Here is a 6,772-nt window from a genome sequence, read left to right on the forward strand (position 1 = left end):
TTTTCAGCTCCCTGGACGGCGTCCCTCAAACGCCGCCTGGAGGAGTTCCCTTGTCGATCCCAAGTCGATCGGCCGCGGATTCGCATAGGCGTTCTTCACCGCGATCGCCGCCGCGCGGTCGAGATCGGCCTCCTTGATGCCGATCTCCTTCAGGCTCAGCGGAGAGCCGACGGAGCGCGCGAAATCCCAGAGCCCGCCGCCCGCCGAGCCGCCGCCGAAGGCTTCGGCCATCGGCCGCAGCAGATCGGGCACCGCCACTTCGTTGAAGGCGGTCGTGTAGGGCAGCAGGATGGCGTGGGTCTCGGCATGCGGCGTGTCGAACGAGCCGCCGAACACATGCGCCAGCTTGTGATGCAGCGCCATCGAGACATAGCCGAGCGCGGTCGAGCAGCACCAGGCCGCATAGAGCGCCTTCGTCCGCGCGGCGCGGTCCTGCGGATCGTCGATCAGCTGCGGAATGCCGTCCCGGAACGCAGCCATGGCGTCCCTGCACATCAGCACGATCACCGGGTTGCGGTCGGGGGCGTAGAAGGCCTCCATGGCGTGGGCGATCGCATTCATCGCCGACGTGACGGTGAGACCGATCGGCAGGCTCAGTGTCAGGTCGACGTCGTAGATCACCGTCTCGGGACGGATGTCCGGCGAGCGGCGGGTGGTCTTCTCGCCGGCCGCCGTCTCGCCCAGGATGTCGGTCATTTCCGAGCCGGCATAGGTGGTCGGGATCACCACCTGATCGGCGCCGGTGCGCACGGCGATGGCTTTGCCCAGCCCAGTGGTCGAGCCGCCGCCGAGGCTGACGACCGCCGTGGCGCCGCTGGCGCGGAAGGCCTCGACGGCCTTTTCGGTAACCTCGACGGGTGTATGCATGACAGCGCCGGCAAAGACCCCGGCGGCGAGGCCGCCAAGGCTGTCGGCCAGCTTGTCCGCATCGGCCTTCTGATGTGGCGTCGACAGGACCAGCGCCTTGTCATGGCCGAGCCGCCGCACCTCCTCCTCGGCGCGGCCCATCGTGCCGGCGCCGAAGATCACCCGCGTCGTCAGCCCGGGAAAGGTGAAACTGTCCATCATCGCGCCGCCCCCATGCGCGCACCCCGGCCGGCCTCGAGGTCGGCAATGATGGTGCCCAGCATTGCAATCTCGGCGTCCGAAACCTCATGGCTGCGGCCAGGGAACAGATCGGCCCGCAGGCTCGCGCCACCGCGGCCCAGCGACTGCGCCGTATCGGCGAAGGCCGAGACCGGAATCCAGGGATCGGAATCGCTGCCCGAAAGATAGACCGGCACGCCGGCCGGCACGGCTTCGGAGCGCCCGTCCGTCGGAACACCGACGCGGCAGCCCGTGAAGGCCGCGAGCGCGTCGGGCGGCGGCAGCCCGGCGCAGAGATATTCGATCGACAGACATGCCCCTTGCGAGAAGCCCGCCAGAAGCAGCGGCAGTCCGGGCAATTCCGCCCGCGCCGCCACCACGGCGGCCGCCAAATGGTCGAGCGCGTCGGAAAGGTGCGCGCGGGCGACGGGCGTCAGCGGGTCGACGGCGCGCGCTTCCCACCACACGCCGAGCGGCGCGCGCGGCAGGATGAATGCCACGGCCGGCGCGGAAAGCCGCGACAGCACGTGCGACTGCATCTCCTCCGGCGATTGGCCGCGGCCGTGGACGAAGACGCAAATCGCCTTCGCTTGCGCGCCCTTTGGCCCGAGCCGGAGTGGACCGCTGCCTGAACTCACGCGAAATCCGCCTGTTCCAGACCAGCCTGCAATTCGCTCTCGCGATCCTTGAACCACGGCGGGAAGACAAGCGTCTTGCCGATCTGGCCCGGGGGTTCGTCCTTGGCCCAGCCTTCCGGCGTGGTCCAGGCAAGTTCGAACAGCGCGCCGCCGGGCGAGCGGACATAGCAGGACTTGAAATAGTTGCGATCCTTCTGCTCCGAGATATCGGTGAAGCCGAGGCCTTCGATATGGGCGCGCAGCTTCAGCTGGTTCTCTTCGTCGCCGGTGTTGAGGGCGAGGTGGTGGATAGTCCCGCCCGCCAGCGTCCAGGTGCCTTGCGCACTGTCGCGATCGACGAGCACCTCGACCCGCTGATTGACGCCGGTCGCGTCCGGCACACGGAACACGAGCCCCTCGTGATTGTCCGCCTCCTTCTCCAGCGGCAATGCGATGGTCAGGAAGTCGTCCATCGCGGTGCGATCCATCACCGCCACGACGGCGCCGTAGATGCCCTTGATGCCGTGGTCCTTGCCGATGCCTTGCGCTGCGTTGGTAATGGGTGCGCGCGGATCGCTGTCGCTTTCCACCAGCTCATGCGAGATGCCGCAGGGATGCGCCAAAGCCACGCGGTCGGCGCCAAAGCGTGTGACCTTGGTGGCCTTGATGCCGCGCCCGTTCAGCCGGTCCACCCAGAAATCCGCGGCCCCCTTGGGGATGGATTGCATGATGGTGCGCGACTGGTTGGTGCCGCGGCGGCCATAGACGCCCGGCTTGCGGAACGGGAAGGTGGTGATGATCGTCGAGGCGTCGCCGTCGGGCGAGCCGTAATAGAGGTGATAGACCGGGATGACGCCGTCGAACAGGACGGTGCGCTTCACCGAATGCAGGCCGAGCGCCTTGGTATAGAAATCAAAATCTTCCTGAGCGCCGTCGGTCGACAGCGTCAGATGGTGGTAGCCGCTGATACGCGCCATCGCTCATCTCCTCCCAGAGGTTTCGGTTTCGCCCCGCCGCTGCGGGCAGAGCACGAGATTGAGGTCGAGCGCGTGCTTCCGCTTTCCTCCATGGGGCGGCAGCGCGCGGAACTCGGCCATGAGTTCGGGTTTGACCCCGAAAATGGCATCCCGGCCGATCGCGGGGTCCGACCGGTCGAAGATGTGGGTCGTCAGCGTTTCGAAGCCTGGCGCCGAAACGCGAAAATGGATGTGGGCCGGCCGTTCGAGGCCAAGACCGAGCGCGGACATCAATTGACCGACCGGGCCGTCCGCCGGCAGCGTGTAGCCCTTCGGCTTCACCGACATGAAGCGGAACCGCCCTTGCGGATCGGCACGGAAGCGTCCGCGCAGGTTGAATTCCGGTTGCCTGTCCGGCTCCTGGTTCTCGTAGAGGCCCTCGGCATTGGCCTGCCAGATCTCGACCATGGCATCGCCGATCCCCGCGCCGTCGAGCGCCACGATCCGCCCGGTAACCTCCAGCGGCTCGCCCTTATGGTCGCGCGAGATGTTCCCGCCGAGCGGCATTTCCGGCACATCAGCCCGGTAGAAAGGTCCGGTGAGCGTGTTGGGGGTTGCCCCGGCGGGGCGCGGGCTGTTCTGGTCCTCGATCAGCGAGGACACGCCCAGCACATCGGCGAACAGCACCCATTCCTGGCGCCGCGCATCGGCGTAGTGGCCGACCTCGGTCAGAAAATCGATCGCCAGCCGGAACTCCTCGCCGGAGGGCCGCAACTCCACGATCAGCGCGTGCAAACCATCGACCGCGGCCTGTGCCGCCGCCGCCAGCCGGGACTGCCCCATTGCCGCCAGACGCCGCGCGAACTCTTCGGCCTGCGTCGAGATCGCCTTGGGGAATTCATCCCTCTGGGGGTCGTGCTGGCCGTCCATTTCGCCGGGGCCTCCCTTCCCCTTGCCAAACGGGATAACACGGCCCGACACGATGCTTGATGAGATGTAATGGCCCTTGTATAGCGTTTTGCTATGAAGCTGAACGAGCGCCACTTGATGCAGCTCGCCGCGGTGCTGGATGCCGGCGGCGTGTCGGAAGGAGCCGCCATGCTGGGCCTGACCCAGCCTGCGGTCAGCCGCTCGCTGGCCATGCTGGAGGCGCGGGTCGGCGAGCCGCTCTTCCTCAAGGGCCGCCGGCCGCTGCAGCCGACGCCGCTCGGCTTCCAGCTGGCGGCGCAAGGGCGCACGATCATCACGGCCTCGCGCAAGGCGTCGGATGCGGTGCAGGGCTTCATGAAAGGCACCAAGGGTGTCGTCCGTGTCGGCGGCGTGCCTTTCTTCATGGATGCCATGATCAGCCGGATGATCGGGGAATTCCAGAAGCTCGAACCCGAGGTCACCGTCCAGCAGAGCTATATGAACCTGCCCGAGATGGTCGCGGCGCTGGAGAGCAACCAGATAGATCTCGGGATCGTGCCGATCGGCGTGCTCGACCTCGGACCCGGCTTCGAATTCACCGAGATCCTGCCCGGACGCAATGTCGTGGCTTGCCGGCCGGACCATCCGCTGCTGCGCAATCGCCGCCTCAGGGCGCACGACCTGACCAGTTTTCCCTGGGTGGCGCCCCTGCCCGGCTCTCCGTTGATGTCGGACCTGCAGATGATCCTGATGAGCATCGGCATGTCGGACCTGAACGTGCGCTATTCCGGTGGCTCGCTGATGAGCGTCATCAACTTCCTCGCCGAAACAGATGCACTGGCCGTCCTGCCGTTTTCCGTGGTCTTCGCGCAGCGCAAGGAGAACCGGGTGACGGTGCTCCCCTATGAAATCCCCCAGCCCAGCCGCTCGCTCGGCATCCTGCGCCGGGTTGGCGGGCCGCGCTCTCCCGCGGCGGAGCGCTTCGCGGGCCACGTCACGACAGCTTTCGAGAACTTAAAGCACATCATCAAGCGGCACGAGAACGCCGTCGTATGGGGCCGTTAGCCGGCGCTGATCAGCGCCCGCGATCGAAGCCCCACCTTTGGTCCTTGACAGCTCGCTTTACGCGGCGCTTGCGGGAGCATGTCCGGCATGCATGGACGCCAGCCGGCCCACGCCCTCGGACCTGCCGGACGACTGGCGCGACACGATCCGGCTTCTCTTCCGTCGGTTTCGCGCGCGCGTCCACGAGCACCCCAGGGCTGCGCCCCTGCTCGGCCCGCACATACGCTCAAACGGCGCGAGGCATTCAATTCTGTCGTCGGGGTCCTCGAAGGCTACATCACCATGGAATTGGCGGCGGACGGCGCCACCGATGGCTCGGAATGGGTCGAAACCTTCAACGCGGGTCTTGACGCACTTGACCCAGCGCAGTTTCCGCTGGTCACGCGACACCTGCCACAAATGTACAACCGGTCGTTCTTGATGCGCTGGAAGAGCGGCAATGCCGCCCCTCTCGAGGACGGATACAACTTCCTGATCGAGACCCTCATTCTCGGTCTGGAGGCGCAGGCCAAACGTGCCCGAAACAGGGATTAGAACCGGCCACGCCGACCCAGCCGTGTTTGCTGGACCGAGGGCCCTAGCGCCGGTGCGTTCAGCATCGACTAGACAGGCGACAAGGTTCTATGGCTGCGCCCAGCTAGACAAGTCTTGCACAAGCGCTGAACATGCGCTGAATGGCCTCGTTCAACTCGGACTCGGCCGTCGCGTAGGAAACACGAAAGAACGGCGACAGGCCGAACGCCGCACCCGGCACCACCGCGACATGAGCGTCTTCGAGCAAATAGTCGCAGAAATCGGTGTCGGTATCGATCCGCTTGCCCGCAAGTGTCCGCTTGCCGATCAGGCCGGCGCAACTGGCAAAGGCGTAGAAGGCGCCTTCGGGCAGGCGGCAGTCGATACCGTCAATAGCATTCAGTCCCGAGACGACAAGGTCGCGCCGCTTTTGAAAGCTTTCCGCTCGAGGCTTGAGAAAATCCTGCGGGCCAGACAGCGCTTCGACGGCCGCCGCCTGGCTGACTGACGACGGGCAAGACGTGGACTGGCTCTGCACTACCGCCATCGCCTTGATCAACTCGCGCGATCCGCCAGCGTAACCGATGCGCCATCCGGTCATGTCGTAGGCCTTCGAAACGCCGTTGACCGTGAGCGTCCGCCCCTTCAGGCATGGCTCCAACGCGACCGGCGTGACGAAACGGAAATCGTCGTAGACGATGTGCTCGTACATGTCGTCGACCAGCAAGCGGACATGCGGATGCCTCAGGAGGACTTCGATCAGCGGCCGATAGTCGGCTTCGCTATAGGCGGCACCGGACGGGTTGGACGGTGAGTTCAGGATCAGCCATTTCGTTCTTGGTGTGATCGCTGCCTCCAACTGGCCGGCCGTCAGCCTGAAGCCGGCTTCAGCGCTGCAGGGAATGCAGACCGATTTACCTCCGGCGATAGCGACGATGTCCAGATAGGACGTCCATGCCGGCGTCGGAATGATTACCTCGTCAGCCACATCCAGCGTCGCCATCATGGCATTGAACAGTATCTGCTTGGCGCCAGTCGCCACCGTGATTTCGTCGACGGCATAGTCGATGCCATTCTCGCGCTGGAATTTTTGCTGGATCGCCCCTTTGAGTTCGGGTGTGCCATCAAGTGCTGTGTACTTCGTGTCACCTCGCTCGATGGCGCGACAAGCGGCGTGCTTCACATTGTCGGGCGTGTCGAAATCCGGTTCGCCTGCCCCTAGAATGATGACCGGCGCGCCGGCGCGTTTCTTCGCCTGGGCACGGGCGCCAATCATCAGGATCTGCGAAACCCCGATGGCCGATATGCGCGATGCCGGGACGAAGCCTGTCTCATCGATCCTTGTGCTGATGGTCATGGGTCTGTTCCTCAGTCGATGTCGAAGGAGACGCCCTGGGCGAGCGGCAGCGCCTTGGAATAGTTCACCGTGTTGGTGGCGCGGCGCATATAGGCCTTCCACGCATCGGAGCCGCTCTCGCGGCCACCGCCGGTTTCCTTTTCGCCGCCGAAGGCGCCGCCGATCTCGGCGCCCGACGTGCCGATATTGACGTTGGCGATGCCGCAATCCGAACCGTCGACACCAAGGAAACGCTCGGATTCCTGCAGGTCGCGGGTGAAGATCGACGA

The 6,772-nt window shown here is 65.4% G+C and carries 8 protein-coding genes; 2 read left to right on the plus strand and 6 right to left on the minus strand.

Going from position 1 to position 6,772, the window contains the following annotated elements; all coding sequences use genetic code 11:
- Positions 1-3 precede the first annotated feature (3 nt).
- From AC1DPX_RS14255 to AC1DPX_RS14270, 4 genes are read right to left on the minus strand one after another with little or no spacing between them, the layout of a single operon-like run.
- Complete coding sequence (locus AC1DPX_RS14255; RefSeq protein WP_477237441.1) at positions 4-1,068, minus strand: maleylacetate reductase; 1,065 nt, start codon at positions 1,066-1,068, stop codon at positions 4-6.
- Entirely contained in the window at positions 1,065-1,724 is a 660-nt protein-coding gene (locus AC1DPX_RS14260) for an alpha/beta hydrolase (RefSeq protein WP_477237443.1), read from the minus strand. The genes AC1DPX_RS14255 and AC1DPX_RS14260 overlap by 4 nt, the downstream gene beginning before the upstream one ends.
- Positions 1,721-2,680, minus strand: coding sequence for a VOC family protein (locus AC1DPX_RS14265; protein WP_477237445.1), 960 nt, complete (start codon positions 2,678-2,680; stop codon positions 1,721-1,723). The genes AC1DPX_RS14260 and AC1DPX_RS14265 overlap by 4 nt, the downstream gene beginning before the upstream one ends.
- 3 nt (positions 2,681-2,683) lie before the next feature.
- Complete coding sequence (locus AC1DPX_RS14270) at positions 2,684-3,589, minus strand: dioxygenase family protein (protein ID WP_477237447.1); 906 nt, start codon at positions 3,587-3,589, stop codon at positions 2,684-2,686.
- Between the two features lie 93 nt (positions 3,590-3,682).
- Here AC1DPX_RS14270 and AC1DPX_RS14275 point away from each other — a divergent pair, with 93 nt between their 5' ends.
- Both AC1DPX_RS14275 and AC1DPX_RS14280 read left to right on the plus strand, forming a co-directional pair.
- Positions 3,683-4,633, plus strand: coding sequence for a LysR family transcriptional regulator (locus AC1DPX_RS14275; protein ID WP_202358460.1), 951 nt, complete (start codon positions 3,683-3,685; stop codon positions 4,631-4,633).
- Positions 4,634-4,915: 282 nt separating this feature from the next.
- Positions 4,916-5,167 carry a hypothetical protein gene (locus AC1DPX_RS14280; protein ID WP_477237449.1) on the plus strand — a complete coding sequence of 84 codons (252 nt, stop codon included), beginning with the start codon at positions 4,916-4,918 and terminating at the stop codon, positions 5,165-5,167.
- Positions 5,168-5,270: 103 nt separating this feature from the next.
- Here AC1DPX_RS14280 and AC1DPX_RS14285 read toward each other — a convergent pair whose 3' ends face one another.
- Positions 5,271-6,503 (minus strand): pyridoxal phosphate-dependent aminotransferase, encoded by a 1,233-nt coding sequence (locus AC1DPX_RS14285; RefSeq protein ID WP_477237451.1) that lies wholly within the window; start codon positions 6,501-6,503, stop codon positions 5,271-5,273.
- 11 nt (positions 6,504-6,514) lie between these two features.
- A partial coding sequence (locus tag AC1DPX_RS14290; protein WP_477237453.1) for an aldehyde dehydrogenase family protein occupies positions 6,515-6,772 on the minus strand: 258 nt, incomplete at its 5' end.

Source organism: Mesorhizobium sp. 01N446 (assembly GCF_056399285.1).